General features: G+C 63.1%; 18 protein-coding genes. 6 read left to right on the top strand and 12 right to left on the bottom strand.

All coding sequences use genetic code 11. The features are described from left to right. Nucleotides 1-219: 219 nt before the first annotated feature. Nucleotides 220-1008 (bottom strand): transporter substrate-binding domain-containing protein, encoded by a 789-nt coding sequence (locus C9F12_RS16040; RefSeq protein WP_108449529.1) that lies wholly within the window; start codon nt 1006-1008, stop codon nt 220-222. Between the two features lie 137 nt (nt 1009-1145). Here C9F12_RS16040 and C9F12_RS16035 point away from each other — a divergent pair, with 137 nt between their 5' ends. The 5 genes from C9F12_RS16035 to C9F12_RS16015 all read left to right on the top strand — a co-directional run bounded on the left by C9F12_RS16035 (nt 1146) and on the right by C9F12_RS16015 (nt 6034). Further along, on the top strand, nt 1146-2084 hold the full coding sequence (locus tag C9F12_RS16035; RefSeq protein WP_045993168.1) for a LysR family transcriptional regulator: 939 nt from the start codon (nt 1146-1148) through the stop codon (nt 2082-2084). 117 nt (nt 2085-2201) lie between these two features. Next, nucleotides 2202-3236, top strand: coding sequence for a TRAP transporter substrate-binding protein DctP (gene dctP / locus C9F12_RS16030; RefSeq protein WP_108449528.1), 1035 nt, complete (start codon nt 2202-2204; stop codon nt 3234-3236). A gap of 236 nt (nt 3237-3472) precedes the next feature. Beyond that, complete coding sequence (locus tag C9F12_RS16025) at nt 3473-3976, top strand: TRAP transporter small permease (RefSeq protein ID WP_240184274.1); 504 nt, start codon at nt 3473-3475, stop codon at nt 3974-3976. Then, nucleotides 3973-5250 (top strand): TRAP transporter large permease, encoded by a 1278-nt coding sequence (locus C9F12_RS16020; RefSeq protein WP_045993165.1) that lies wholly within the window; start codon nt 3973-3975, stop codon nt 5248-5250. The genes C9F12_RS16025 and C9F12_RS16020 overlap by 4 nt, the downstream gene beginning before the upstream one ends. Nucleotides 5251-5257: 7 nt before the next feature. Continuing rightward, nucleotides 5258-6034, top strand: coding sequence for a M15 family metallopeptidase (locus C9F12_RS16015; RefSeq protein WP_204248955.1), 777 nt, complete (start codon nt 5258-5260; stop codon nt 6032-6034). A 9-nt stretch (nt 6035-6043) separates the two neighbouring features. On the opposite strand, the gene C9F12_RS16010 is transcribed toward C9F12_RS16015, so the two are convergent. From C9F12_RS16010 to C9F12_RS15995, 4 genes are read right to left on the bottom strand one after another with little or no spacing between them, the layout of a single operon-like run. Further along, nucleotides 6044-6931, bottom strand: coding sequence for a hypothetical protein (locus tag C9F12_RS16010; protein ID WP_240184273.1), 888 nt, complete (start codon nt 6929-6931; stop codon nt 6044-6046). 13 nt (nt 6932-6944) lie between these two features. After that, nucleotides 6945-8198, bottom strand: coding sequence for a hypothetical protein (locus C9F12_RS16005; RefSeq protein ID WP_108449527.1), 1254 nt, complete (start codon nt 8196-8198; stop codon nt 6945-6947). Next, nucleotides 8195-8821: a hypothetical protein gene (locus C9F12_RS16000; protein WP_045993163.1), complete on the bottom strand. Its 627-nt coding sequence runs from the start codon at nt 8819-8821 to the stop codon at nt 8195-8197. Before C9F12_RS16000 ends, C9F12_RS16005 begins: the two co-directional genes overlap by 4 nt. Then, on the bottom strand, nt 8818-12507 hold the full coding sequence (locus C9F12_RS15995; protein WP_108449526.1) for an ATP-binding protein: 3690 nt from the start codon (nt 12505-12507) through the stop codon (nt 8818-8820). The genes C9F12_RS16000 and C9F12_RS15995 overlap by 4 nt, the downstream gene beginning before the upstream one ends. Nucleotides 12508-12716: 209 nt before the next feature. Here C9F12_RS15995 and C9F12_RS15990 point away from each other — a divergent pair, with 209 nt between their 5' ends. Next, a complete protein-coding gene (locus C9F12_RS15990) occupies nt 12717-13349 on the top strand; it encodes a hypothetical protein (RefSeq protein ID WP_205254710.1) in 633 nt (210 codons plus the stop codon). A 56-nt stretch (nt 13350-13405) separates the two neighbouring features. Here the strand turns inward: C9F12_RS15990 and C9F12_RS15985 are convergent, their stop codons facing one another. The 7 genes from C9F12_RS15985 to C9F12_RS15955 all read right to left on the bottom strand — a co-directional run bounded on the left by C9F12_RS15985 (nt 13406) and on the right by C9F12_RS15955 (nt 25233). Then, nucleotides 13406-14308, bottom strand: a complete 903-nt coding sequence (locus tag C9F12_RS15985) for a hypothetical protein (protein WP_108449525.1) — start codon at nt 14306-14308, stop codon at nt 13406-13408. A gap of 377 nt (nt 14309-14685) precedes the next feature. Beyond that, nucleotides 14686-15732, bottom strand: a complete 1047-nt coding sequence (locus C9F12_RS15980) for a DUF6708 domain-containing protein (protein ID WP_240184272.1) — start codon at nt 15730-15732, stop codon at nt 14686-14688. Beyond that, a complete protein-coding gene (locus C9F12_RS15975) occupies nt 15729-18398 on the bottom strand; it encodes a T6SS effector BTH_I2691 family protein (protein WP_108449524.1) in 2670 nt (889 codons plus the stop codon). Before C9F12_RS15975 ends, C9F12_RS15980 begins: the two co-directional genes overlap by 4 nt. Beyond that, complete coding sequence (locus C9F12_RS15970; RefSeq protein ID WP_108449523.1) at nt 18395-19279, bottom strand: hypothetical protein; 885 nt, start codon at nt 19277-19279, stop codon at nt 18395-18397. Before C9F12_RS15970 ends, C9F12_RS15975 begins: the two co-directional genes overlap by 4 nt. After that, on the bottom strand, nt 19276-22014 hold the full coding sequence (gene tssI / locus C9F12_RS15965; RefSeq protein WP_108449522.1) for a type VI secretion system Vgr family protein: 2739 nt from the start codon (nt 22012-22014) through the stop codon (nt 19276-19278). The genes C9F12_RS15970 and tssI overlap by 4 nt, the downstream gene beginning before the upstream one ends. Nucleotides 22015-22354: 340 nt before the next feature. Beyond that, nucleotides 22355-24184, bottom strand: a complete 1830-nt coding sequence (locus tag C9F12_RS15960; protein WP_108449521.1) for a TRAP transporter fused permease subunit — start codon at nt 24182-24184, stop codon at nt 22355-22357. Nucleotides 24185-24258: 74 nt separating this feature from the next. Continuing rightward, nucleotides 24259-25233, bottom strand: coding sequence for a TAXI family TRAP transporter solute-binding subunit (locus C9F12_RS15955; protein WP_108449520.1), 975 nt, complete (start codon nt 25231-25233; stop codon nt 24259-24261). Between the last annotated feature and the right edge of the window lie 21 nt (nt 25234-25254).

Raw genomic sequence — 25254 nt, 5'->3', positions numbered from 1 at the left:
GGAAGCTGCGTTTGCCCAGGTCGATACCGATGATGGCGGGAGCGGTCATGAGCGTGGTCCTCTGAAAAGAAGAAGCCCAGCAAGCATAGCCTGCTGGGCTTCGAGGTCAGGCTGACCATCTCATTAAGGGCGGCCAATGGCCGCCCTTTTCGTGTTCCAACTACCAGTAGCAAAATCGCTTACTGGGCCTGGCGAGGGTCCGGCCAGGCCAGACCATCCTCAGATCTTGATGTCGTAGTCCACGTACTTGTGCATCAGCTCGTCGTAGGTGCCGTCTTCCTTGATCTCGGCCAGGGCCTGGTTGAACTGCTCGGCGAGCTCCTTGTCGCGGGGACGGAAGGCCACCGCCACACCATGGCCGAAGTACGACTTGGGCTTACGGATCAACTCGGAGCTGACCACCACCTCGCTGTCGGCCTCGTCCACCTGCAGATTGGCCAGCGCCAGCGGGTAGTACATGAAGGCGCTGTCCAGGCGTCCGGTCTTGACGTCCAGCGCCAGGTCCTCGGCGGTGGCGTAGCGACGAACCTCCATGATGTCGCCATAGGTGTCGGTGATGAAGCGGTCGCGGATGGTGCCGCGCTGCACGCCCACCGTCAGGCCTTCGAGGCTGTCGCGATCGTCGGGGTTGATCTGCTGGTCACGCAGGGTCACCCACACGCTGGGGTTGGAATAGTAGGGTTCGGAGAACAGCACCTGCTGCCTGCGCTCCTCGGTGATCGCCATCGATGACATGATGGCGTCGTACTTGCGCGCCATCAGCCCCGGGATGATGCCATCCCAGCTCTGCTCGACCCACTCGCACTGACGCTGGATGCGCCGGCACACCTCTTCCCCGAGTTCCACCTCGAAACCGGCAAGGGTGCCATCGGGAAGACGATACTCGAAGGGCTCGAACGGGATATCCACCCCCAGCTTGAGTGGCTCATCCGCCTGAACGGTGGTGGAAGCAAGGGCGGAAAGCCCGATCAGGGCGCCAAGCAGCAGGGGGCGGGAAAACGATCGCATCCGTGAGATTCCTTTTTTGCGTTATGGTTATTGATCTATACCTTTTGGGCCTGATGAGTCTGCCACTCTCCGCCTGCGCCGCCAAGCCACTTGCAGGACAATGACAGACACCGCCCCACCACGACCAAGGAATTCCGATGCTCAACGGCCGTGCCCTGGCCTATCTGTGTGAAGTGCAGCGCCGTGGCTCGCTGCGCGCCGCCGCGGTCCACCTCAATGTGGACGTCTCGGCCATCAGCCGACTGATCCGGCGCCAGGAAGAAGAACTGGCGACGCCCCTGCTGACCCGCCACCCCGACGGCGTCTCGCTGACCGAAGCCGGGCGCCTGCTGGTCGACCACCATCGCGCCCAGTGCGACGCCGAGAGCGCCACCCTGTCGCGGCTCAACGCCCTGCAGAGCCTGAACAGCGGGGAGGTTCGCCTGGCGGTGGGCGAAGGCTTCATCGCCGATCTGATCAACGCCCCGCTGCAGACCTTCATGACCGCCCACCCGGGCATCGACATCGTGGTGGTGATGGCTGGCGTCAACGAGGCCATGGCCCTGATCCGCGATCGCGAGGTGGACCTGGCGCTGCTGTATGCCCCACCGGTGGACCCGACGCTGCATTGCCATGTCGAGCGCCGCCACCCGCTGGACCTGATCGTGCCCGCCGACCACCCGCTGACGCGGCGCCAGACGCCGCTGACCCTCTACGAGATCAGCGACTGGCCGCTGGCGCTGATGGACAACCCCTTCGGCATGCGCCAGATGGTCGATCAGGTGGCCCACCAGGAGCGCCTGCATCTGACCTCACGGCTGCACACCAATTCGGTGGCGGTGCTGAAGAACTTCGTGCGCTCCGGGATCGGTGTCACCTTCATGCCGGAACTGACCGTTGCCGACGATATCGAGCAGGGGCTGATCCGGGTGTTGCCGCTGGCACATCCGGTGCTCAATGGTGCCCGTGCCCAGATCGTCAGCCGCCAGGATCGCCCGCTCTCGGTGGCCGCCGAGGCGTGCCTGTCCCATCTCAGACGGGGCATGCGCTTCTTTCAGGATGACGCCCCTCGCGTCAAGGCAGCTTGCCGCTACTGAGGCGTTGCCTGAAGATCAACGCCATAGGGTTTGATTAGTCAACGCGACAACGCCTAGTCTCGATATCGACTTGAAACGATGCCGTTTTACAACAACACGACAACACCGGAGAGTCCCATGAGCCTGTTTCGCCCCCTTCCCCTGGTCGCCGCCCTGTCCACCGCTGCGGCGCTGAGCCTGTCGGCCGCTTCGGCACTGGCCGCCACCACCGTCAACCTGAGCTACAACGGCGCCCCCGATCCGGACAAGAACGCCGTCCACGTCTTCGCCACCAACCTCAAGGAACTGGTGGAAGAAAAGGCCGACGGTGAGCTCGAGCTCAAGCTCTACCCCAACAGCATGCTGGGTGAAGAGCAGGAGCGCATGGAGCAGACCATGGCCTCGCCGAGCCTTAACATCGCCTCCTTCGCCGGCATGTCGCCGATCGTTCCCGAGGTATTCGTCAGCGCCATCCCCTTCCTGTTCAAGGATTTCGATGACGCCCGCACCTTCTTCGACGAAGGCGCCTACTGGCAGGCGGTGAAGGACGATCTCGAGGGCCGCGCCGGGCTTGAGCTGCTGGCGGTGGTCGAGGAAGGCGGCTTCCTGGCCTTCACCAACGACAAGACTCCGATCGCCGAGCCGGCCGACTTCGAGGGCCTGCGCTTCCGCGCCATGGACCCGAGTCAGGTGGCCCTGTACGAAGCCTTTGGCGCCTCCGGCACCCCGATCCCCTGGACCGAGGTCTACATGGCGCTGAAGACCGGTGTCGCCGACGGCCAGATGAACCCGCCGATGTACATCATCCTGGGCAGCCTGTACGAGGTGCAGGACTACCTGACGCTGGCCAACATCCAGTACTCCGATCAGTTCCTGGTGGGCAACGCCAGCATGATCAACGGCTGGGATGAAGAGACCCAGGCGGCCTTCCGCGAGGCGGTGGCCGAGGCCAACCAACTGGCCCGTGAGCACAACCAGGCCAAGGTCGACGAGCGCATCGCCTACCTCGAGGAGCAGGGCATGGAGGTCATCCGTCCCAGCGCCGAGCAGCTCGAGGCCTTCCGCCAGCAGGGCCAGCCGGCCTATCTGGAGTGGCTCAAGGACCAGAACATCGAGCAGCGCTACATCGACATGGCCCTGGATGACGCTGGCGTCGAGCTCAGCGGCGAATAACCGCTAGACCGTGCTCGGGCCCTGACGGGCCTGAGCCAGACAGCCCAAGCAAGCGCCTGGTGGCCATACCCGTCAACCAGGCGCTGCCCAGAGCGCGGCTGCCTTGAGCCCCTCTACACTGGGACTTTTCACTAAAGCCCGGTCGCTGGAAAGCCTCAATCTCCGGATAATCCTCGATTGGATGCTGCCCGAGGGCGCTTCGCCGATCTTCACCCCTGCCGTGGAAGCCTTTGCCCATGTCCTGGTCACTTGCCCACTCTCCGCCGCTGATGGCCCTGCGGCGACTATCGCTATGGGTCGCCAGCGCCCTGCTGGTGATCGACCTGCTCGCCATACTCTACGGCGTGCTCGCGCGCTACCTGGCCGGCGGCGCGCCGATCTGGACCGATGAGCTGGCCCGCTACCTGATCATCGGCGCGGTAATGCTGGCGCTTGGCAGCGTCTGGATCGAGGGCGGCCATATGCGTGTCGCCCTGATCGAGCGGCTGATTCCGCGCCTGGCCAGCAGGCTGCTGTCCTGGTACCAGTGGCTGTTGACCCTGGTGCTGGCCATCGGTGGTGCCTGGTTCAGCTTCCAGTACGCCCAGTCGGTGGCCATCTTCCAGAGCCAGGGGCTTGGCATCAGCCGCGCGGTACCGGTGATGTCCGTACCCATCGGCTTCGCCCTGCTGGCGCTGATGGCGCTGTGCCACGGGCCCCACCCGCTGCCCACCCTGGACACCGAGGAGCCGCACTCATGACCCTCGCCATGCTGGCAGTGTTTATCATCCATGTGCTGCTGGGCCTGCCGCTGTTCATCTCGCTGCTGGCCACCGCCGTGGTCGGTTTTGCCTTCGTCGACCTGTCGATGATCCCGCGCATGATGCCCCAGCAGTTCTTCGGCGGCATCGACGCCTTCTCGTTGATGGCCATCCCGCTGTTCATCCTCGCCGGCAACCTGATGAACGCCTCGAAACTGACCGACCGACTGATGGCCCTGGCGCGTCTGCTGGTGGGCCACCTGCGTGGCGGCATGGGCCACGTCAATGTGGTCTCCAGCGTGTTCTTCGCCGGCGTCAACGGCTCGGCGGTGGCCGACACCTCGGCGCTGGGCTCGCTGCTGGTACCGGCCATGCGCAAGGAAGGCTACTCCACCGCCTTTGCCGCCGGCCTCACCGCCGGCAGCTCGCTGATCGGGCCGATCATCCCGCCCAGCATCTTCATGATTCTGTACGCCTCGCTGACCAATACCTCGGTGGGTGACCTGTTTCTGGCAGGCGTCATCCCCGGGCTGCTGCTGGGCGCCGCCTTCATGGGCATGAACGCCGTCTACGCCAGGCGCAAGGGCCTGCCCAGGGGCGACGGCTGGCCCGGGGCACGCCAGCTGGGCATCGCCGCCCTGGGGGCGCTGCCTGCGCTGATGGCGCCTTTCCTGATCGTCGCCGGCATCGTCATGGGCCTGGTCACGCCGACCGAGTCGGGCGCGCTGACCGTCGCCTATGTGGCGCTCTACGGCGTGCTTGCCGGCAACCTGAGCCTGGCCGGGCTGTGGCGGGCCTGCGTGGACACCACCCGCCTGACGGCGGCGATCTTCGTGATCATGGCCGCTTCCAGCACGGTGAGCTGGCTGTTGTCCTACGCCCAGGTGCCGAATCAGTTCGTCGAACTGCTGACCCCCTACGTCGACAACCCGGTGGTCATCCTGTTGCTGCTGAGCCTGATCACCTTCATCACCGGGATGTTCATGGAGGAGGTCTCGGCACTGATGCTGCTGACGCCGATCTTTGCCCCGGTGGCGATGATGGCGGGTATCGATCCAGTCCATCTGGGCATCATCATCACCCTCAATATCACCATCGCGCTGATCACGCCGCCCATGGGTGCCTGCGTCTTTGTCGCTGCCGCCGTCAGCCGGCTCGAGATCACCGCGCTGTTTCGCACCATCTGGCCCTTCGTGGTCATCGCCCTGCTGGTCCTGGTGGCACTGATCCTGGTGCCGTCACTGACCCTGTGGCTCCCGACCACCCTGGGATGAGGCAACCATGACCCAAGATCGCTCTTCTCGTGATGCCTGCCGCGATCCGCGCCACACACCGATCCCCCTCGCGTCGGAACCGGCCTGGTCGCAGCTACGCCAGATTGCCATCCAGGGGCTCGACGAGCCGCTGGTGCCGATGAGCCTGGCACCGGCGCCGGTAAAGGTATTTCCGGCCTACGCCCGCCTCGGCATTCCCGGGGCGATCAACGAGTGCTATGTGCGCGAAGGCGTCTACCGCCGGGTGCTCGCCGCGGCCCGCTCGCTGCCCCAGGGCGTCGGTTTGATCGTGCTCGACGGCTGGCGCCCCTGGCGGGTCCAGCAGTACCTGTTCGAGACCTTGATGGAGGCGATTCGCGGCAATCACCCCGACATCGCCGAGGATGAACTGCTCGAGCGCACCCGGGAATTCGTCGCCGAGCCGAGCACCAGCCCGACCGGCCCCAGCCCGCACTTGAGCGGTGGCGCGGTCGACGTGACCCTGTGCGACGAAGACGGCCTGCCGCTGCCTATGGGTACGCTGTTCGACGAGGCGATACCGGCCTCCCACACGGCCTTCTACGAAGCCAAGGAGGCCCCCAGCGCGACCGAACGTGAGGTCCGCGACAATCGCCGCCTGCTCTACCACACCATGGCCGCCCAGGGCTTCACCAACCTTCCCAGCGAATGGTGGCACTTCGACTTCGGCGACCAGCTATGGGCCCACTACGGCGGCCATCCCCAGGCGCTGTACGGCCCGGCGGAACTGGACACCATCGAGAATCGCTGGCGGCGCCAGCTCTAGGGAAATGACTCAGCGCAGCGCCACAGCCTCGAGGGGGCCAGCGAACCACTGCTGGCGCAGGCCGCGCTGCTGATCGAGGATCAGCGCGAGGTAGTCGCGCAGGGGATGGGCGGCGGGCAGACGCGCGCAGTGGCGTTCGAGTGCTTTCTTGTACGGTAGCTGCTCCGCGCGTTGGTGCTGTGAGTCAGCCTCGTGCGCTAGCCAGGAAAGGCGTGGCAGCAACATCCCGTCAGCGCCGCTGGAAAGCGCTTCGCGAACGCCGGCAGCGTCGAAGTCGCCCAGATACAGGTGCGGCCGCTGGTCACGAAAGCGCTCACCCCAGGCCACCACCAAGTCATCGAAGCCCTTGCGATAGATTTTATCACCGCGATAGACCACCAGCGGGTTGGCGAAACCACCCAGCTCCGCCTGCGTCACTTTCAACTCATGGACGCTATCCAGATTCTCCACCTGTACCAAGGCGTCGAAGGCGGCAAGCTCAAGCGTTCGCCCATCCACCTCAAGGGTCTCTCTCACACCTGCCGGAAACCCGGGGCGATGCTGGGTGCTTGGTACGCTCACCAGCACCCGATAGCGTCGGGGTGGCTCGCGCACGTTCTTGTCTTCCCTGATCCCGAGCTTCGCCTGTTCGACCGTGGACAAGCCACTCAACGACTGCCCCAACCCCGGCTGCTTGAGGCTCTCGAGCATGGCATCGATGTCGGCCAACAGACGCCGGTTAAAGCGCAGCATCTTCCCCCGACGATAGTCCTCCAGACGAATATCATGGGCGTCGCACCAGGCCTCGATGTTGGCAATAGTCTTGGTTTCGCGCTTGCGTTCGGTGCGGGGGGAGATATCCAGTTCTCCCTGAATGTTCTTCAGGACATTGCGCGCGCGGTTACTCAATTCGATCACGTATCACCTCTGCCTAGACCACCAGCGCCAGGCTGACGTCGTGGATCAACTGGACGTCGTTGAAGGGCCCGGCCGGGCTCTCGTCGGGGATCAGCCGAAAGGCGCGCTGCTCCTCGCGGGGCAGGCCCTGGTACTCGGCGATGACCTGAAACAGCCAGATCTCCGGGTCCCACTCGAGCTCGCTCTCGCTCAGGTACGCCAGGGCGCTGGTGCCCGACGAGGCGCCAGCGGCGGGCGCCTGCTGGTCGACCACGTCCAGGTAGAAGCGCTCGACGTCCTGCTTGAGCGCCTGCTGGCGGGCCTCGACCATGCTCTGCGCCTCGACCATGGCAGGGCCTGCCACCTCGGCCTGCTCCGGCCGGTGGACCGCCACCGGCAACTGGTGCAGCAGCCCCGTGAGCACCTCGGCGTCGCGATGGTGATCCAGCGCCGGGGCGGCGGCGGCGTGCAGCGGGCTTGCGTGGTTGAACAGCTCCGGCACCTCGCTGCGGCGGGTGTAGTTGCCCGGCACAAAGCCCGGATGCTCGCGCAGGAAGGCGGCCATGCCAGCCACCAGCCGGCTCTGCTTCTGCTGCTGACGAAAGCGCGCCATCAGCTCGATCAGTCGTCCCTGGACCTCGCGCAGGTTGGTGTAGTGCTGGCTCAACTGCTGCTGAAGCTGGCTGATCAGCAGCTTGCGCAGGGCGCCGTCGCTGCCGACCAGATCGATCAGCTCGTCGAAGTCGATCAGCGCCATGCCGTCGAGCAGGCGCACGATCTGCTTCTGGGCGCGGTCGTTCTCGCGGATCTTGTCGTTGAGTCGGCTGACGAAGCCGAAGTCACTGTTGAGCCGCTGCCACAGGCTGTCGATGGCGTCGGCAAAGCGGCCGTTGAGGTCGTCCACCTCCTGGCGCAGGCGCAACATCAGCGGCCCCTGCTGCCAGTGCTCGCCCAGGCTGACCGCCTCGCGGTAGCTCTGCACCAGGTTGCGGATCTGCTCCAGGGTCTCGCCGACGTCGGCGTTGACGTGGCGGCGGGTCTCGTCGGCCAGCATCTCGGCGATCAGCTCGCGCACCTTGGGGGTCAGCTTGACCGCGCCGTGCTCGTCGGGCCGCCACAGAATCCGCGCCGCCAACAGCTTGCGCAGGGCGCCTTCGGTGAGGGTCTCCAGCGGCACCTCGTCGCGGGTATAGCCCTGCATCAGCACGTCGGCGTAGCGCCCCAGCAGCGACAACCGCTCGGTGCCGGTGGCGACCAGCCGGCTCTCGAGCGAGTGTTCCTCGCTCATAGCAGCGTCTCCTGGCGGGCCGGTGCCTCGTCATCCACCGGCAGGTTCTCCTCGTCGCGGATAAAGCGCACCAGCTCCACCAGATAGTCGATCTTGGCGGTCACCAGAAAGACCTGGCGGTCGGCGTGGGGCTGCAGCAGGTAGCCGTGCTCCTTCAGGCGCTTGAACACCTGCTTCATCTGGGCGTCGAGCTGCTCGCTCTGGGAGCCGAAGAAGGGGTCGGTGGCCAGCCGCTCCAGGCGCTCGCGCAGGCTCTGGTTGTCTTCGCACTTGGCGCTGAACTCGGCGGGCTTGAGCACGTCGCCGGGGGCCGCCAGGGAGTCCTGGCCCAGCGCCTCCTGCACCAGTTGCAACCATTCGAGCAGCGGCAGCAGGCTGTTGACGGTCTCGCCGAGCTGGCGCGACAGCTGCTCGCGGGCGTCTTCGTTGAGCTGACGCCAGGCCAGAAAGTGGACGCTGCGATCCTCGTTGGTGGCCAGCCGGCGGTTGAGCGGGCGCAGGTAGATGTCGATCTGCTCGCGCACCTCCTCGTCCTGGAGCTTGCGAAAGGCGCTCTCGTCGCTGACGGCGCAGATGAACTCGCCGGCCAGCAGCCGTTCGAGCAGGGGACCATGTTCGATCATTGGGTGACCTCCTCGGCACTGCGCTGCTTGAGACGCTGAGCCAGCTTGCTCAACCGCGGTTCGATGCGCTTGAGCCGGCGCCGGCCCGGCTGGGCGGCGTCACGGTCGATCAGGTAGCGGTTGTGGAACAGCAGCAGCACGTCGGACTCCGGGTTGGGGAAGGCGCCGACGATGTGGATATGGTTGCTGTCGCAGGCCTCGAACAGCTTCTCGACGTTGTGATAGGCCAGGGTGCCGATCTCGTCGATGGGCCAGTGCACGCTGATCTCGGCCTGGCCGCGCAGCAGTCGGGTAAACGCCAGCAGGAACTTGCACAGGATCAGGTAGGCCATGCCATGGCTCGAGGATTCGAGCAGCTGGCGATCGTTCTTGATCACCAGGTCAGTGCCGCCCTCGTTGAGGTGCAATTCCAGGCGCAGCAGGCTCTCGAAGCTGTACTGCTGGTCGCTGCGCAGCAGGTCGACCACGTCGGCCAGGGCGTTGAGGTAGTCGTCCCCCGGCAGTCCGCCGGTCTCCTGCCAGTCGCGATAGTCCTGGGCGAAGCGCTTGAGCGGCTCCCAGAAGCCCAGCTCGTCGATGGTCGACTGAATGCGCACTTCGGCCTTGGTGATGCCCTCCAGGCGCAGGTCGTCGGCGACCTCTTCGGACAGCCGCCGACTCTGGGCACTGATGCGCCGGTTGAGGTCACGAAAGACGGTAAAGAACTTGTCCAGATCGGCGCCGAGATTGCGCCCCTGCTGGACCAGCTGCTGCTGCTGGTCCTCGAGCAGCTTGAGCATCCCGCGCAGCAGCGGCAGCAGCCGGCGCGGGCTGGGCTCTGCACCCTTGGCGGCGTCATCCTCGCGCAGCTTGGCGCGCTCGGCGCTCATGGTATCGACAAAGCCGGTGCTGGCGCCCTTGATCAGCTCGCTTTCGACCTGCTCGCAGCCCTTACGCAGGGCGTCCATCTCGCGCCCACGCTCCGACAGCGCCTGGCGGGTGCGCTCGATGCGCTCGTGGACGTCGCCGGGGGCATCGTGCCGGGGCGCCGGCGAGGGGTCCAGCGGCAGCTGCTCGACCTGCACCAGCAGTGGCTTCAAGGCATCGATCACCTCGGCCTCGGCGCTGCGTCGGGCCTTCAGTTCGCCCAGCGCCTGCTGGTGGGCGGCGCGGTCGGACTGGAATTCTGCCTTGCGCTGCTCGCGTTCGCGCTCGGCACCCTCCTTGTCACGTACCAGCCGGGTTTCCTTGTCGACCAGCTCGGGCTTGCGCTGGCCCCAGTCCAGGCGCATGAAGCGGCGATAGTCTTCCAGCTGCTCCTGGCGCGAAGCGGTCAGCCGGATGCGCTCGTCCAACGAGGCCAGCCGCGCCTTGGTGTCCTTCAGCGAGGCCAGATCCACGCCCTGCTCCTGCAGTTCACGGTCGAAGGCGGCCTCGAGCTCCTGGCGCTGGCGCTGATGCTCGCTCTTCTGGTCGCTCTGGTACTGCTTCAACTGGCGGATCTGGTCGTCGACGCCGTCGAGGCGGCTCTGGCCGTCGGCCTTCACCTCCAGCATCTGCGCCTGGTGGGTCTTGGCCAGGGTATCCAGGGCGGCGCGCTTCTCCTCCTTTAGCCCATCGTGGCTGGCGCGCTGGGCGGCCAGCGCCTCCTCCAGGCCCTGACGCCGCGCCTTCTGCTGGCGGGCGTGACGCTCCTGCAGCTGGCTGCGCGCGTCGCGGGCGTAGTCGACCTCGGACTCGGCGCGCTTGAGCTCCATGCGCGCACGGCGCACCGCTTCCTCGGCGGACTGCACCCGCTCGTTGGCCGCCTTCATCTGGCGCTCGGCCGCCTGCACCGCGCTCTCGGCACGCACCTGGGCGGCCTCGGCCTGCTCGATGGCGGCCAGCAGGCTGGCCTCCTCCTGGGCGTACTCGGGCACCTCGACCGCGGCCAGATCCAGGCCCACCCCGAACAGCTCATCGTGGTCCTGCTCGCCGACACGGGGCGACAGGTCGCGGCGCTCCAGCAGCTCCGGCGCGATCACCTTGCCCAGACGCTGCTCCCAGCCGGGACGATGGAAGCGCAGGAAGTGGCGCAGTGTGCCCTGGGCCGGATCACGTTGCTGGTGCAGGCCATAGGTGTGAGCCTCGGCCCTGGCAAGATGGTGACGGGCCTCGTCGAGTTCCTTTTCGGCCTGATCACGGGCGCGCTTGAGGGTGTCGAGCTCCTCGCGCAGCGCCCCCAGCGTCTCGCTCGCCGCTTCGCGGTCGGTCTGGGCCTGGTCGAGGCGAGCCTGGGCCAGCTCCGCCTCCTGGATTTCCTCGGCGCTGGCAGCGCTGGCGGCCAACTGGGCCTTGAGCTCGGCCAGCCGCTCGACGCCGCTTTCCAGGCGCTCACGGTAGCTCTCGTCGAGCTCCTGGCGCTGCTGCTGATAGCGCTGTTCGAGCTCGCTTTCCTGACGCCACTGCTGGTCACGCAGCTCTTCGCGGGTCTCGCCCAGCTCGTCGATACGCGCCTGGGTCTCCTCGGTCTGGCGGGCCAGCTCATCGCCCAGCTCACGCAGGCGTCCTTCAAGACGTGACTGGCTTTCCTGGAAGGCGTTCTGCATCACCGCCAGGTGCTCGCGCAGCTGCTGGCTCTGGTCGCGCCACTGGGGCAGCGCCTGGACGTCACGCTCCAGCGCCGGCATGTCGGCCTCCTCGTAGGCCTCGAAGGTCGCCTGCAGGTCAGAAAGCTCGCGCTGGGTCTGCTCCAACTCGCTGGTCATCTCGCTCAAGCGGTCGTTGAGGGCATCGCGGGCCTGTTCGTAGGCGGCTTCACGCTCCTGGAACTCACGCTGGCGGTTGCCGATCTCGGCCTCGGCGTCGGCCAGGGTGCGCTCGGCGCGGTGGCGGTCGGCCTCGAGCTGGGGCTTCAACTGCCACAGGGTCGTCTCGCGCTCGGCGATCTCCTGATCGAGCTCATCGAGCTTGCCAAGCGATCGCTCCAGCGGTTCCAGTCGCTTGGACTGGCGCATCTGGGCGATCCACTCCCGCGCCTTGGTATTGCGGATGCGGGTCACCGGCAGTTCGACGCCGTCCTCCTCGAAGATCGCCGCCAGCATGGTCTTGAGGGTATCCATCTTGCCCTCCTTGGCGTGCACCGCGCTGATCAGCTTCTCCATATGACGGATGCGATGCTCCGGCTTGACCAGGCTGAACTGGGCGGCCATCTGGCGAAGGCGCAGGCTTTCCTTGCGGTTGCCCTGCTGGTGGGTGAAGTCGTTCTGGATCACCGAACGAAACTCCGATGTGGCGCCTAGCTTGGGCGACACCGGAATTCCCTCACGACGCAGCTGGCTGGCCCAGTCGCTGTAGTCCAGCGCCGCCACCCCGGCCTCGCTCTCCACCAGATAGTGCCCGGGCTGGTAGGGCGCACCGACAAAGCGATACTCGACGCCACCGTCGCTCTTGCGGGTCAGCACCGCCTGGCAGACGTTGCCCGCCTCGCGGCGGTACTCGTAGATCAGGTAGCTGTTGCGGTTGGGCAGGTAGAAGGCGTCGAACTTCTTGCGGGTCTTGGGCACCACCTTGTTGGGCAGCTCACCGTAGAACACCGGGACCAGACGCTGCAGCGTGGTCTTGCCCGAGGCGTTGGTGCCGCAGATGTTGGTATGGCCGTCGACGTCCAGCTCGACCACCCCCTCGAGGTGGCCGTGGATCATCACGATGCGCAACAGGTGAGCCATTGGGATTCCTTGATCGCTTGCCCGGTAGGAGGGCTATTCTGCCAGAGACGAAGCGCCCTGACAGTGCGACCAGAGTTGCCCGACAGCAAGCTTTCGCCTACAAGGTTCCTGCGACAGGGAGAGCCCGACGCGCCCCGTCACCCCGAACGACTCCTTGCTCCGCATCCATCAATCGCTATCCACGCACCACACCACAGGGGAAGACCGCCATGCACTTCGCCACCCTCGGCCCCGAGGACAGCAACCACGCCCTGGTGCTCGCCCGCTATCTCGACGATCGCAGGCTCAAGGAGCCTGACCTCACCGACATCGAGCCCCGGATCAGCCTGGTGGATGACTTCATCGGCGCCTTCGAGGAACTGGTCGCCGGGGGCTACGACTATGTGCTGCAGGTCAGCGCCCACCCCAGCCACGCCGACTGCGTCGGGCGCTTCATGCATCGCGCCTTTCCGGTGGACGCCTTCATCGCCCCCAGCCGCCCGCTGGCGCTGGTAACCCGCGCTGACGTGGCCCAGTCGAAAAGCGTGCTGCGACAGCCCGCCACCCGCCACTACACCGACCTTTCGGCCTTCGCGGAACACGACGCCCCCACCATCGTCGCCGCCCTCGAGCAACTGCTGGACGGCCAGGCCGACGCCGCCATCGTCGCCGAGGACGCCATCGAGCGTCATCCCGACCGGCTGCGGGTGATCCAGCCACTGGGCCCCGCCCTGGATACCTGGATCCTTTACGCCAATCGGCCCCTGTTCCCGGACAGGGAGCAGGGGCCGATGCTTGGCGCTAGCGACGCCATGGCAGAGCACTTCGCCGAAACAAGAGCACGCAATGCCGGCAAAGGGTGATATCGCTTGAGTCAACTTTCAGCGAAGCGAAAACGCCAAGGCGTTGGTTGCGGGGATTACCCATGGCCCTTCAGGCGTTCCTCGTGGGGCGTTGTGTCGTAGTCAGGGTCTTGTCGCTTCCTGAGCGCCACGTAGGCCTTTGCCAGATTCAAAAAAATGAGGATCGAGATGGCTATCGAACCAAAGAGATGAACGAGGCCAAGTGGTACAAAGACCAGCATGCTACGATCAATATATAAATCTATGTAAAAATCAAAGAGCAACGGAAATCCACAGACTACTGCCAGGACGACAACAAAGAACAAGGCTTCGCAGAGATTCTTCGCACGATACTGAAGGAAATAGTGCTTACCATATTTCTCCAGCACGCCATCGACATCGATCAAGCCATGCCACTCAAGAGCGAGAAGCTGAATTGCCGGGACCCTGGCAGCCGCCTCGGGCATGAATTTTCTGGTGTAGCGGGAAAATTCAACATCCCCCAAGTTATGCCACAACACCCCTGACAGGGTCACCTCTCTACCGTGCATGCCAAGAAAAGCAGGGCGAGCACCGGGCGGAAAAATCAATTCAACGTCACCAATAAAATGTCGATATTTAGTTTCACTCCCGCCATTTCCGGTAGATACCGTAAAGCTCAACTCTTCGAACCTCCCTGATACCTCACTTATGCTATCATCTACCTTATGCTTGGACCCTCTGACCTTGAATTTCCTGAGCAGAAGATTAACTCCTCCAAAGCATACAAACTGGGTAACAAAAAATACCCAAGCCAGACTGCCAAACCTATCAATATCGAAAATCAATGCAATAATACACACCAAAAAAGAAGACAGGCACACTAAAATCACTCCACCCAAAATTCTTTGCAACCAAGTCCTCCTGGTGACATAAGCGTTTACATATCGCCTCTCCATATCTGTAAACTCTCTGACATTTTTCGTGATATTATCGCTCATAGCTCACTCTCCTTGTAAAACCGGCTTCTCCATCCTGGAGAAACAGTTCCGAAACAACTCTTCGAAAACTTTATCAACACCACTTAAAAAACGACTAGGCACTCAGGACAACAAACAACACTCATCTCCCAACCTTCCACTATTGCCAACCCCATAGGCAGGGCCTTGCTCAACCCCGGCCAAATGGTGTATTTCGCTATCAAGGAACATGAAGGCTAACGGCCCCCACACTATGAAAGCGGATAACAGTAGTGCCAGACCCTTTAGCATCCGCGCCCCGTCATCACGCCCACGGCCGGCACAAAGGCAACCCCCAAATGCGCTTGAACCAGCTCTCCAGGGCGTCATCCGAGATAAACCAGAGGCAAAAAAATAGCTCAGGCCCGTTGCTCCCTCTCTTGCGCAAACTCGGCCGCTGTCATCGTACTTTCCCGGCGCAGCGTCTTCGGCCAGTACACCGGCCAACAGGTCAGCAGTGAACACCAGTGGGCCACGGCGTGGACCAGCATGGCGGGTGACACCAGCACCACCAGCGCGATCATCTTCGGGCTCCAGGGGGCCTGGTGCCATTGGAGCTCGATAAACGACCAGGGCGCCAGAAAGGACCGCCACGGCCAGGGAAAGGTGGGGATGCAGCGAGGTTCGGGGACGCTGTCACGCCCTTCTTCCATAAAGCGGCGGATATACTCCCACAGGTCGTACATCTCCCGGTCGCTGCGCAGCGGCGCGCCGGCCAGCACGATGTCGTGATGATCCTCTCCGGTCTGCTGCTTGAGAAACATCAGCATCAGGATGGAACGTTTCGGCTCACAGTAGAGGTCACCTGTCATCACCGGGTCGCTGGGCTCGACCGAGGACGTGATCACCTCCCAGTCATACACCTTGTTGCCACCGGCAAAGTTGGGGCGATTGATATAGACCTTGCGGGTATTGCGATTGAAGCGAATCACGATATGTCGCTGGACCAGGCACTCCATACGAAGCAGCCAGAACAGGTATCGGAACATAAAGTAAAGAGCTCCGCCAAATAATACGAAAAGAAATATACTTACGATATACTCGACCGGTTCGGCTGGCGTGCCTGTCCAGTAATGCTCCCCCGTAAACCATACAAAAGACAGTGGAATAACTAGAAAAAAGAACATGAAAAGGACGCCCAAAAATGGACAGAAAAGACCAACGACCCCACCCCCACGCCATTCATCAAAGAAAGTTCTTACGTCGATATAGTCGTCAGTTATCCTGTAGATGGAGCGGGCATCGGAGGGCGTCTCGCTAACCATCTTCTTCACATCGTGACCATTCGATTCCAGCACTTTTTTTACTTCTTCCTCGAAGACTGCCGTCGCCTGCTTGAAGTCTTCAGGTTCCTCACCCGTTTCGTGGTGGGAGCGGTAGAAAAGCCAGTCGATGAAATACATCATGTCACCTCTTGCAAGGCAGTGTAGAAACCGTCAACTTCCTCTTCAAAGTCATCGAAGTAGTCGATATCATCCTGTGCAGCGAACGAACAGCGCTTGCACCAGCTCTCCAGGGCGTCATCCGAGATAAACCAGAGCCCAATGGAGATGACAACGGTGGCCCATATAAACACAGAATACACTGCGGCCAGTGCATAACGTGCCGATAGCCTTGCTAGATACTTCGCAAGAGGAAGAAGCCTAGCGGCAACGTTCCTTAATAGCACGCTCTTGGCTTCAGTGGATACCAAGGTGAGAAATCCGACGGAAGAGGCTAGTGTCAGGGTGAGTCCCAGCACCGCCACGCCAAAATTTGCCAAGGCTCGGGCTGCGTAAGCCGCAAACAAAATGGTGCTATTTTTCTTCTTAGAAAATGAAACCGCCATTAAGACATCATCAACCGCACAAAATAGGGCCCCTACCGACGCCAGGGTTCCACCCCAGAAGGAAAACCCTCCCAGACGATAGCTCGAGATATCTGGTACGGCGGAACTCAGATAGTGGCGGATCGAAATTACCGCGCACTGATAGGCCGCAGCAGTGTCAGCGATGGCGGCCAGCAGCAGGGTTGCCGAGGTTGCCGCCTGGAAGTAGTCTCGACTCCCCTTGTCCTCTCTGGACAAGATATTGTAGAGAAGTATCAGCTCCGATATCCCCAAGATGGCAGCCATCCTCGCATTCAAGAAGTTGTTGGAATTTCTTCCGATGGCGTCATCGATCTCTTGAGTGGTATAGAAGCTGTTATTATAAAGTTTATTTGCATCCCGCTGAGTTCTGTTAAAAATCAGATTTTTGATATTTAGGCGACCCGCTCCTTCTCCCATTGATGCAACTTTCAACCCAAGAACGATACGGATCAAGGATCTCTCTATCCTCTCGAGCCCGCCTTTCTCGAAAAACATTCTGACAAACTGCGTATACCATGTCATGGTGATCCCGAGCCGGCTGTTCTTGAACCACTCGGGGGTAGCCCCACCGATGACGCTATTAGCCGCGATGAATGCCAGCGAAAGTTGCTTGAAGCTATCGGCAACAAGCATGCTGTTTTGCCCCAACCAACTTTGATCATCCGGGCCTGCATCTGCTTGATCGCGGGAGCGAAAACTTTCAATATCCTGACGAGCCTTGCTTCTCATTTCTTCCTGATTGAGACAGTAGACGCTCCAGGCCAGGTTGCCACGATCCGTCATATTCACGTCTAGCCACCAGCGCGAAAGCAGCGCGGCGCCATCGGTGGAGCCGTCCATGCCGACCATGGCCATGGTCACCTGTATCGCGTAGGCCCAACCCCAGATCAAATCGCGCGAGTCATAGAAATCAAGGGCGTCGAGAAAGGCTGTACTCTGCACCCACCACAGATGATCGGAACTTCTGGCTTCGAACTTCCTCTCGTAGGCCTGAGACATTTCGTCCATCTCGGCATCGAATCTTCGCCGGGCCTGCTGATCGAGCAACGGTGCATATTTTTTATTGTACTCACGTCTATACTCATCGGCTCTCTGCGCTTTTATTCTAACCCTGGCTGAGTCAAATATTTCCTGCTGTCGACTTTCGTATTCCTCGGCCATCTCGTAGTCAATCGGCAGTGCCTGAGCCCCACCACTCGACTTGGCTCGTTCGACCGCCTGGACAAAAGGTAGATAGCGCATTCCACTCGAAAGTCGATAGCGCTTCACCTCGACTTCAGCCAGTCCATTTACCTTCCCATCAACGTAGGCTTCATCAAGATTACGGATCATCTCCGCGCAGTAGAACTTTTGCTCGTTGGTGGGTTTTCCCTCTTCTTTCGCCTCCATCCAGGCTCGTAATGGCTCAAGGGCATTGTTACGAAAGTTGTTCAACTCCTGGGTAATGCCGATGGCGTCATTGAGGACGACAGCGACTCCTTTTCCATCCGACAAGGATCGCAGAGTATTCTCGAACCTCATCCGATACTGCGCGAAATCAATAGGCTCAGCATTTTCGTCAAAGGGGTCCGTCAGTGAAGGGAAGGTTTGCTCCTGTAACAGCCGTGCCACATCAGCATCTTTGTAGCCTATGTACTCTGCCACCTGGCTGCTGAGTTGACCGGGCTCGATGACATCTGTACCCACGCAGCTGTAGGCCATGCTGGCGAGATCAAATCGCTGTAGCTTTTCTCGCCAATGCGAAAGCTGATGGATGTAGCGGAGCACCCTTGGACTCAGGGGGTCGGGGTGAAAGAGCATGAATGCTTCGGACACGTCCTCTACGTCTTGCACGGTAAAATAGGGAATACCACCGCTAGCCGGCTTAGGGTCATTGATATCCAGGGGTGACAACAGAGCTTCCGGACCCACATGGTAGCAGTGCTCCCAGCGATACCGGCCAAGGCGCTTGACTAACACATAGAGGTAGCCTTCCCGCAAAAAGCGAGCGGCGTATTTAGCCGACGCCAACCCGGGGCTAGATGCCAGCCCTCCTTCGAATTCCGGCACTGCAGCAAGGGCAGCGGCGTCCTCGGCTTCGGCATAGATGGCACTAAAGCGAAGGGGCAGAATATGAAGAGAACGTTTACAGGTGGCGTACAGCGAGTCCAGGGTCTGCTGGCTTATCTCCATTTGTCGGGAGATGCGTTCCATATCATCGGGGGTAATCAATACATTGCTCATGGACGCCGCTCCCTGGATTCCATCATCGTTGTTCGAATCACCTCGGCAAGCGGTGTGGAGGAACCCTGAGCCAGTTGAATGGCTTGTTGAAACGCCACCGTGTCCGTGGCCTCCTTGCCGTTGGCAATACTGTAAGAGACGAAGTAACCCAGATCGGCGGCGCTGCTTAGACCCGCTCGACGCCCTAGGCTCAGGGCCTGATCCACCATAGAAAATCGAATGCCAGGACACGCCACAGGAAAGATGGTGGGCGTATCACGCTCAAGGACGGCAAGTAGCTCAAGCGCGAGAGGATCACTGCTCAGTTCGGCCAGAAGGTGTGGTGACAACTCGATTCCGGAAAATGGCACAGCGTCACTGGCCGGCGATTCCCAGCGCCCCAGATAATCCACCCAGCCGTCGGCGCCTGGTATCCACCAGTGACTGAGTCCGGCAAACAGGCCCTGATGCCAGTCCTGATCTGACTGCCGATGGATAACCGGAAAGACCGAGGGTGCGTAGTAGCGAAGTATCTGAGTTTCCTGTTCGCTATCGGTGACGACGCAGGCACGCCCCACGAGGCTGGCTTCCAACTTCAATGGTCGGTGTAGCAGTATCAAGGCGTGAAAACCGGCTTCTGCCATGGGCAGGAGGTCGTTGATAAGCCTTTCCGTGCGACAGGACTCGAACATCCAAGGCCCCAGCTCACGCAAGTTCTTCAACTCCGACTGCTGAAAGCAGGGCTCACCACTGAATGCCTGGCAGACTTCGTCGCGCTGGCGCTCACTCAATGCACCAAGCTCCACCAACGCGCAAATCTTCGCCTCACGCCTCTGGGATGGCGTCAATTCAACCTTGCAGCTTTCGATATACCCGAGCAGCCCATCCTTGGCGATTATCATTTGCGTACCCTCACCAGTGCCCTCTGTTCCTTGACGGCCTTCATCCAGCAGCTCACACAGACGGGCTCAGGCGACCAGGGAAGTACCGGCAGACGCGGCGTCATCTCCTTCGGCCCACCAAACAGATGCTGCCCGCCCTTGACGTCGATCATTCCGGGTCCATGGATCTCGATGTTGCCGCCCTTGAGCCGGATGTAGCCGCCGCCGCTGGTCAGCAGGATTTCCTCGGCGGCGGCGATCTGTACGGTGTCCTCGGTGGAGGTGATGGTCAGGGTCTTTTCTGCGGTCAGCGCCATCTCGTCGCTCTGGGCCTGCACCTCGACCTTGCCCTGGCCGGCAAACAGCTTGATGCCCCGGCGCTGCACGAACAGCGAAAGCTTGTCCGACAGGGCGCCGATCAGGCTGCGGCCAGCAGCCAGGTTGATGTCCTCGCCACTGTTCACGCTCAGCGACTTGCCCTGGGACAGATGGGTGGATTGGGAGGTACTGGCGGCGATGCCCGCCGGTGAAGCCAGATGCAGCCAGGGCTGCTTGAGCATTCCTGCCTCACCGCGACCGGCCCGGCTGGCGCCCCTGGCGGTGGACTGATCGCTGTCTTCAGGGGGCGCCGCGACGGCCTGCCCGTAGCGGCCCTGGGCGTCTTCGCCGGCCTGTTTAAGATTGTCGCGACTATCGAGCGCCTCGGCATCGTGTTCGACGGCGCTGGTGCTGAGGCCGTCGGCCAGTTGCCAGGCGCTGGCAAGCTCCCGATAGGCCGGGGCCAGCGCCAACTGTTCGCCGTTGGCGCCGAGCTGTCCCCAGCTGGTCAGCAGCAGGCCCTGGTGGGCGCGGACGGCACCGTAGGCGTCGGTTCGCAGCTCAAAACCGGTGCCGCGAAAGTTCCCCCGGGTATTGCCGTGCTGGTGGATCAGGTAGCCCAGGTTGAGCTGGCTCTTGGCGTGCTCGGAGTTGAGCCGTACCCGCTCCTGGTCGGTGGCGTCGTCGAATACCAGTTCGTTGTACTTGCCGCCTCGGTAGGTCTTCGACTTGAGGCCCGACAGCAGGCCGTTGGAGTGCCACTCCGGGCGCTCATCACCGTTGTAGACGCGCCCGGTGATCAGCGGACGATCCGGGTCACCTTCGAGAAAGTCGACAATCACTTCCTGGCCGATACGCGGGACGAAGACACCGCCCCAGCCGGCACCGGCATTGGGCTCGGACACTCGCAGCCAGCAGCTGGAGAGGACATCACGCTGACCGGATGGCTGGCCGCGATCCCAGTGAAACTGCACCTTGACCCGGTTGAGCCGGTCGGTGTGGATCTCTTCGCCCTCGGGGCCGACCACGATGGCAGTGTGGGGGCCACCCATCACCGGGCTAGGATGATCGAGCGACGAGCGATAGGGCTGGCTCAGGCGCTGGGCTTCAAAATCGACCAGGTAGTGGCCGGTGCCGGCGCGCTGGTAGTCGTCGCGGTGTTGACTGTCGTCTTCAAGGCCATGGGCTCGACGCGCGCAATCCAGCTCATCTTGCAGGCTGCCTGGCAGGGTAGAGAGGTGGGCCGATACCGGCAGGGCGTTTTCGGCGTGCAGGGTGAGGCCCAGCACCAGAAACTCGAGCTCGGGTAGATCGCCTCGCTCATGCTGGCGGTGCTGGGTCAGCTCGAAATGCTGCCCCACCTGCAGCTGACGCGCGCCACCGGCGCCAAAAAAGCGCTTGGCACGGGACTCAAGCGCCTGCAGGCGATGCTCGGTCAGCCGCTCGCCGCGTGGATGATCGCGATAGTAGTACTCGCCGGGAGTGTCATAGACCTCCTGGTCGCTCAGCTTGCCCTGGTCGGGATGGGTTTCGAGCGCGGTGCGCTTGATCAAGCGGGGCTGTTTGTAGTCGTAGGTGGCGAGACTGACCCGCGAGGGCTGCTGCTGGCGACGACCACCCCACTGGGTGATGGCGTCCTCGCTTTCGGTGGCGCCCTGGCGATGAAAGCGGATCTGGCGCGGTGACACCGGCGAGCAGGTCGCCACGTCGTCGGTGATGATCAGTCGGTGGCACGTTTCTCCGTGGCCCGTTTCTCTGTGACTGAGCCCGCTATGACTGCGCCCGCTGTGACTGAGCCCGCTGTGACTGAGCCCGCTGTGGACGGATGGAGTGGGGCCGGCTGCGTCTCCCCTTTCCACTTCGTCGGCCTGTCGGTGCTCGACGTAATAGAACAGGCCTTCCTGCTCCATCAGGCGGTTGACGAAGTGGTAGTCGCTCTCGCGGTACTGCACGCAGTAGCTGCGCGCGGGATACTCGCGGCGCAGGTCGAAGCGCCAGCCACCCCGGGCGATAGGGTGCTGGGCGAAGACCGCCTCGATCACCTCGATGACACTCAGGTCCTGGAAGATGCGGCTGTCGCGCCCGAGGCTGAGCATCGTCAGCCAGGGCACCAGCGTCAGCTGGTAGTAAAAGACGCCACCGTCCTCGCCGAGCAGGGCCGCCGACTCCACCAGCCCAGAGCGCTTGCGATACTGGCCATCGGCCTGGCGAATGGACAGGGTGGCGGGCTGGGCCATCAGCGTCTTGAGTTCGATGTCGCCACGCTGGGAGATGACGTCGAGGCGGTAGCGGAAGGGCCGGGACATCGATTCCTCGCCCACCAGGCGGTGGGGGATCAGCGATTGGTTGGCCATTTCGAGCTTTAGCAGCCGCTGATTCTGCGACAGCGCGACGTCGAAGGTCTCGCGTAGTGATTGCCACCAGGAAGGCTCGTTCATTGCGCCCCACCCTCCCGCACGCGCGGCGAGCCGGCAGGCAAGACTCGGGGGGAACGGCTACCGCAGGTTGCCGCTGACGGGCGGTAACCCGAAAATGCGCACCTTGACGACATGAGAGGTCCTCCTTGACCAATACAAGAAGATCCTACTCAAGCGTTCTACGTTAGCCATTGCATCTCCCGTATTTTCCGAGAAGGACACAAAACTTTCCGGAAAATTCCTACAAATTCACTCGATACACCCACCATCATCGCGCCTCGGAAAAAGGCACCTGAACCGCCTTTGCCCGCCGCCCCGACAAGGGGCGGCGCAAGCCCCACTGCCGTGCCGGCAGGGAGCGTCACACCGGCCAGGGCACGAAGATGACGCCGAGCCCTAGCGCCACCAGGGCAGCCCTTAGCCACCAGGCGAAACGTCCGATCAGCCCGTAGGACACCAGGCCGAGGCCGATCAGCACGCCCAGGGTGGTGGCCAGGGCAGCGAAGACGCCGGAGCCAAGGTCGAGCAGCGCCGGGTGCGCGACCATCGCCAGCGGAATGACGTAGAGCCCGACCCCCAGCGCCATGGCCTTGCCCGCCACCTTCAGCCAGTTCTCGTCGGCCATTCCGGCGGCGATGAATACCGCACCACATACCGGTGGGGTGATGGTGGACAGCAGCGCGAACCAGAACACGAACAGGTGGGCGGTCAACAGCGGCAGGCCCAGTTCGGTCAGCGCCGGCCCCGCCACCGAGACGCAGATGACGTAGGCGGCGGTAGTCGGCACCTCCATGCCCAGCACCAGGCAGGCCAGAGCGGTAAGCAGCAGCGCCGGCCACAGCTGCCCACCGGACAGCGACAGGATCGCCGAGGTAACCTTGACCCCGAGCCCGGTCAGCGACAGCACCCCGATGACCAGGGAGGCGCACAGGATGATCGCGCCGATGACCGCGATCTGGCACCCGGCGGTCAGCGCTGCCTGGGCCAGGCGGGCGCGGAACTCCGTCCCCGACACCTTCAGCTCGGCGTTCATGGCCAACAGCGCAAGGCCTGCGAAGATCGCCACGCTGGCGGCGTACTGGGGGGTGTTGCCGGCGTGGAAGATGCGCTCGAGCAGGATCGCAAAGGGCACCGCGAAGAACAGTGCGGTGGTGATCACCTCGCGCGCTGCCGGGCGGTCCTCGGCGGCCACTGGCTTGAGATCGAAACGGGTGGCGAAGGCGTTGATGCCGAGCCACACCGTGGCGAAGTAGAGAAAGGCCGGCAGCAGCGCCGCGGCCATGATCTCGGTGTAGGGGGTGCCGGTCAGCTCGACCATGACGAAGGCCCCGGCGCCCATCAACGGCGGCATGATCTGGCCCCCGGACGAGGCCACCGCTTCCACCGCCGCCGCCAGCGAGCGTGGATAGCCGAGTCGCGCCATGGACGGGATGGTGATGGCTCCGGTGGAAGCTACGTTGGCCGACGCCGAGCCCGAGATCGAGCCCATCAGCGCACTGGAAATCACCGATACCTTGGCGCCGCCACCGGTCAGGCGGCCCGCCGCGGCGCCGGCCAGGTTCATGAAGCCACGCCCCGCCTCGCCCGCGTTGAGCACCGCACCGAAGATCACGAAGATCGCCACCACCGAGACACTGACCCCGGTCAGCTTGCCCCACAGCCCGCCCTCGGCGATGGTCAGCGAACCGACCAGGCTGGCCATAGGCAGGCCAGGATGACCAAACTCGCCGGGCACGTACTGGCCCAGGGCCGCATAGCCCAGCGCGATCGCGGTCACCAGCGGCAGCGGCCAGCCGATGGCACGCCGGGCGGCCTCCAGCGCCACCACAATCAGCAGCAAGCCCACCGCCATCTGCAGGGGGGTGTCGATAAAGCCGTACTGGCCGCTCAGGGCGTCCTCGTTCAAGGCGATATAACCGCAGGCGGCGATGCCGAGGGCGGTCAGCCCCAGGCCGCTGATGCGCTGCCAGTGCGTACGGGCGGAAAACACCAGCACCCAGGGCAACACCAGCGCCATGTGCAGTGGCCGACTGATCAGCGCCGGCGTCAGGCCGTGGAAGATCAACCCCAGGTGAAACACCACCGACAGGGCACCGAGCGCGATCCAAAACGGGCCACCCGGCCACGGCGAACGAACAGGGTCACGCGCGTCGGCCGGTGCGGCCGACGAAGAAGCGTCGCTTGAGTTCATGAAATCAGCACATCATCGATGAAACGGAGCGGGCCCACAGGGGCCCGCCGGGTCGAGTCCTGGGCAGGATCGTCTCAGCGCAGGGCCTCGGGCACCTGCACGTCGACCTCGTCGTAGTAGCGCAGGGCGCCGGGGTGCAGCGGACCCTCGAGGTTGGTCAGCATCTGCGGCGAGATCGCCTGCCACCAGGGCGAGGTCTCGGCCATGGCCTCGCGGCGCTCCCAGAAGGTCTTGGTCAGGGTGTAGGCGGTGTCCTCGTCCATCGCGCTGGTGGTGTAGGCCACCACCGGCAGCGAGGTGGTCAGCACGTCCTCGTCGATGCCCGCGTAGGTGCCGGCGGGGATGGTCTGGGGCGCGGCGCCGGTGGCCTCGACCTGCGCTTCGGTGAACGACACCAGGCCGACATCATGGCTCGCGGCGGTCTCGATCACGTTGGGTGCGGGAAAGGAGCTGGCGGTGGCGAAGGCGTCGATCTGGCCGTTCTTGAGCGCGTCGGGAGCGCTGCCCACGTCGGCGTCGTCGACCTCGACCTGATCGGCGAGTTCGAACAGCTCGAGATAGCGTGCGGCCTCGCGGGCGCCAAAGGAACCCTGGCCGATCAGCAGGTGCTTGCCGGCCAGTTCATCGATGCTCAGGGTGTCCTGCTCGCCCGCCACCACGAAGTGCATGGTCAGCGAGGGAATCGGGAAGAGTGCACGAATGTCCTTAAGGCGCGGATGGTTGCGACTCTCGAAGGGGCCGGTACCCTCGCGGGCGCGGGTCACCAGGCCGGGCGGCGAGGTGAAGACGTAGTTGCCGGGACGCGCCATCACCTCCATGACGTTCTGCACCGAGCCCTGGCTCTCTTCCAGGGTCAGGGTCATGTCACCCTCGGTGCCGGCCTTGATCGCCTCGGACAGCTCCACTCCCATCTGGTAGTAGGCGGTACCGGCGGAGGCGGACTTGTAGGTCAGGCGGGTCTGGGCGTGGGCGCTTGCGGCGGTCAGCACCATGCTACCGGCGAGCACAGCCGTCAGGGCCTTGAGGCCACGGCTTCGAAGATGACGCATTGAGGGGGTCTCCAGTCGACA

Origin of the sequence: Halomonas sp. BN3-1 (genome assembly GCF_003056325.1) — a bacterium.
GTDB classification, from domain to species: domain Bacteria; phylum Pseudomonadota; class Gammaproteobacteria; order Pseudomonadales; family Halomonadaceae; genus Halomonas; species Halomonas litopenaei.
The sequence above is the reverse complement of the archived record's forward strand: the minus strand, read 5'-3'. Positions and strand labels throughout refer to the sequence as shown.

Bases quoted from the DNA above. Each gene is read 5' to 3' on its own strand.
- C9F12_RS16040 (WP_108449529.1), bottom strand. From the start codon at position 1,008: ATGCGATCGTTTTCCCGCCCCCTGCTGCTTGGCGCCCTGATCGGGCTT.
- C9F12_RS16015 (WP_204248955.1), top strand. From the start codon at position 5,258: ATGACCCAAGATCGCTCTTCTCGTGATGCCTGCCGCGATCCGCGCCAC.
- dctP (WP_108449528.1), top strand. From the start codon at position 2,202: ATGAGCCTGTTTCGCCCCCTTCCCCTGGTCGCCGCCCTGTCCACCGCT.
- C9F12_RS15985 (WP_108449525.1), bottom strand. From the start codon at position 14,308: ATGAGCGATAATATCACGAAAAATGTCAGAGAGTTTACAGATATGGAG.
- C9F12_RS16000 (WP_045993163.1), bottom strand. From the start codon at position 8,821: ATGATCGAACATGGTCCCCTGCTCGAACGGCTGCTGGCCGGCGAGTTC.
- C9F12_RS15980 (WP_240184272.1), bottom strand. From the start codon at position 15,732: ATGATGTATTTCATCGACTGGCTTTTCTACCGCTCCCACCACGAAACG.
- C9F12_RS16025 (WP_240184274.1), top strand. From the start codon at position 3,473: ATGTCCTGGTCACTTGCCCACTCTCCGCCGCTGATGGCCCTGCGGCGA.
- tssI (WP_108449522.1), bottom strand. From the start codon at position 22,014: ATGAACGAGCCTTCCTGGTGGCAATCACTACGCGAGACCTTCGACGTC.
- C9F12_RS15975 (WP_108449524.1), bottom strand. From the start codon at position 18,398: ATGAGCAATGTATTGATTACCCCCGATGATATGGAACGCATCTCCCGA.
- C9F12_RS16020 (WP_045993165.1), top strand. From the start codon at position 3,973: ATGACCCTCGCCATGCTGGCAGTGTTTATCATCCATGTGCTGCTGGGC.
- C9F12_RS15960 (WP_108449521.1), bottom strand. From the start codon at position 24,184: ATGAACTCAAGCGACGCTTCTTCGTCGGCCGCACCGGCCGACGCGCGT.
- C9F12_RS16035 (WP_045993168.1), top strand. From the start codon at position 1,146: ATGCTCAACGGCCGTGCCCTGGCCTATCTGTGTGAAGTGCAGCGCCGT.
- C9F12_RS15970 (WP_108449523.1), bottom strand. From the start codon at position 19,279: ATGATAATCGCCAAGGATGGGCTGCTCGGGTATATCGAAAGCTGCAAG.
- C9F12_RS15955 (WP_108449520.1), bottom strand. From the start codon at position 25,233: ATGCGTCATCTTCGAAGCCGTGGCCTCAAGGCCCTGACGGCTGTGCTC.
- C9F12_RS15995 (WP_108449526.1), bottom strand. From the start codon at position 12,507: ATGGCTCACCTGTTGCGCATCGTGATGATCCACGGCCACCTCGAGGGG.
- C9F12_RS15990 (WP_205254710.1), top strand. From the start codon at position 12,717: ATGCACTTCGCCACCCTCGGCCCCGAGGACAGCAACCACGCCCTGGTG.
- C9F12_RS16005 (WP_108449527.1), bottom strand. From the start codon at position 8,198: ATGAGCGAGGAACACTCGCTCGAGAGCCGGCTGGTCGCCACCGGCACC.